This window comes from Trueperaceae bacterium, assembly GCA_031581195.1.
GTDB lineage: Bacteria > Deinococcota > Deinococci > Deinococcales > Trueperaceae > SLSQ01.
Genome location: JAVLCF010000192.1, coordinates 1 through 2,441, shown reverse-complemented (window position 1 = coordinate 2,441; position 2,441 = coordinate 1). Strand labels below are relative to the sequence as shown.

At 63.7% G+C, this 2,441-nt stretch carries 2 protein-coding genes; both read right to left on the bottom strand.

Translation table 11 applies throughout. The features are described from left to right. The coding region (locus RI554_11300; GenBank protein ID MDR9392600.1) for a hypothetical protein at positions 1–1,241 on the bottom strand (1,241 nt) is incomplete at its 3' end. A 12-nt stretch (positions 1,242–1,253) separates the two neighbouring features. Then, positions 1,254–2,441 (bottom strand): terminase family protein (locus RI554_11295; GenBank protein MDR9392599.1); only part of this gene is annotated, 1,188 nt, incomplete at its 5' end.

Genomic DNA, 2,441 nt, shown 5'->3' with positions numbered 1-2,441 from the left:
AGGAACTGTTGGAAGCGACGTGCGGCGACCTTCTCCGGCAGGACGCCATACTCAATGCCTTTCGTGACGATTTCGAGCTGCAGGTTCGTCATGTAGGCCCGCTCGATGGGGACGTCCACCGTCACGCCCGGCAACCCAAGAAGCCGCAAGTAATCACTCACGACGTCCGTAAGGACTCGACTCACGCTCGAAGCAAGCGCCCTCGATTCCTGCATGAAACCCCTGTTGGCTTCCTGCAGCGCCTCCCCACTCGGCGTGTCGTTCCCCAAGCTGCCGCCGGGGAGGCTGAACGCTTCGCGTACTTGGTCGCGCTTCAGTTTCACTTGCTGCCGCAGTTCCTCGAGGTTGCCGGGCTCCATCCAGCGGGCGTCCCCATCGCTTTCCACCGCAATGCTTTCCGCCGGCCCGACGCTCTCCACGTCACTCTCGCCACGCGTCAACAGCATGGGGTACGCCGCCAGCTCCTCGCTAGTCGCGAGCCGCAACTCCGTCGCGTACAAGCCAAACACGCGCCCCATGTTCGCAATCAGGGGGCTGGTGGGTAGGCCGTCCGTACCCGTCCCGTACAACGCGAAGCGTGGCCTCGCAATGCTTTGGAATTCGTCGTCCGGTTGGAACCCAAGGTGCGTGGGGTCCGGCAGGCTGTACCACACCCGGTGCGTAATGGGGTCCTCCGGGCCAGCATCCTGAAAATCGTACACCTCCACCCACCACCGAAGTTTCCCTTCGCTCGTGTCGTCAATGTACTCGATGGCGCGGTACCAGCCCTTGATTTTGCTGGGGTCCGCCGCTTCCGTGTACGGCAGGTTCACGCCCCGCAAGATCGTCATGGTGGGTGGCTGTGCGTTGCCGGCCTCGTCGAGAGGGGTTTGCGCAATGACGGCGGCGGCGCCACCCAGCTTGTACTCGATCGCGAGGTTCCGCGCGAGGTGCGGCAGGTCCACGCTTCGCATGGCGTCCGTAACGGCGTCGGTTTGTGTGTCGGGTTCACTCCACGTGATGCCGCCGAAATCCAGGCCAGCGAGGGCTTTGTTCATGAGGACCGGCACGATGTTGCTGGTGGTGTTGAGTGCGCGATGCCAGGCGGCGGCGCGGCTGGTGCCGGGCTGGAAGGGGGGCGCGAACTTGTTGAGGATCGGCGTGTAGTCGCCGTTCATCATGTCGCGCAGTTGCTCGAGGTCCCTGGCGCGGGTCGCGATGTTGAGGAGGCGCGCTCGTTTCACGAGGTTCTGTAGGTTCATGGTGGCCTCCCTTTACTTGAGTCCGCTCGCGGCACGCAATCGGGTGTTGTCACTGAGGCGTTTGTTGGTGAGTTCGGTGGCGGCCCACACGAGCGCATCGAGCCTGTCGGGACTATCGATGGTGTCGGGTGTGAAGGTCACCATTTGGTCTTCGAGGGTACTTAGGTTGCCGTGGTGGTGGGCTTTGTGTTGCTCGTAGAGGGCGGCGATGGGTTCGGCGCGCATGCGTTTGCCGCGGGTGGCGGTGACTTTGCGGTACGGCAGGTTCCGCCGGACGGTGCGGAGGGTGGCTTCAACGAGGTCCCCTCCGTTGTTCGTTTCGGCAACGACGCGATCGGCGGCGTACTGGTCGAACAACCGGACGGCTTTGGTGGCCCACTCGCTGGGGGTGCCGCGCATGCTGCCGTCCTCGAGGACGTGAAGGTGTTTGTCGTGGTCGATGCCGGCGACAATAATGCCGGTTTCGTCGCTCTCCTCTCCGCTGGTGACGGCGGGGTCGATGGCGACGACGACGCGCACGAGTTCGGGCGGGTCGCTGGTGGCGTGTGCAGCTTCAATGAGGTCGCGTGTCCACAACGCGCCGGGCGTGTCGGTCAGGACTTCCGCGTAGAGTTCTTGCCGACCGAGTCTGGTGCCTTCGTACTTCTGGATGATTTGTTCGAAAAAAGCGGGTGCGAGGTTCGCGCGGTTGTCGAACGTACTGCCGCGCGTAATCGCAACCGTGTCGCTCTTGGTGAGGGCTTGAATGAGTTTCGTGGGTTTGGGGGTGGTGGTGACGACGGCCCTGGGGGTGCCGAGGCGCAGTCCGAGCATGGCCATGTCCCACGCTTGGGGGTACCGCCAGGCGGCAAGCTCGTCGGCCCAGAGTAGGTCGTGTTGTGGGCCGCGCAATCGTTCGGGTTCGTCGGCGCTGTACATGGTGGCGATCGCGCCGTTGGGCCACGTGAGCCTGCGTTTGCTGGGTTCGTACTTTGGGCGGTTCCAGGGGGGACAAACGTTCAATAGTCCGCTTTCGCCTTCAATCATGACGTCGCGCGTGTCGGCGGCGGTGGGGGCGATCAACGCAACGCGATGCGCTCGGTTGTTCTCGATTTCGCTTCGTACGAATTCAGCGCCGGTGCGGGTTTTGCCGAACCCACGGCCGGCCAACAACAGCCACGTCGTCCAGGATCCTTCTGGGGGGAGTTGGTTGGGGCGCGC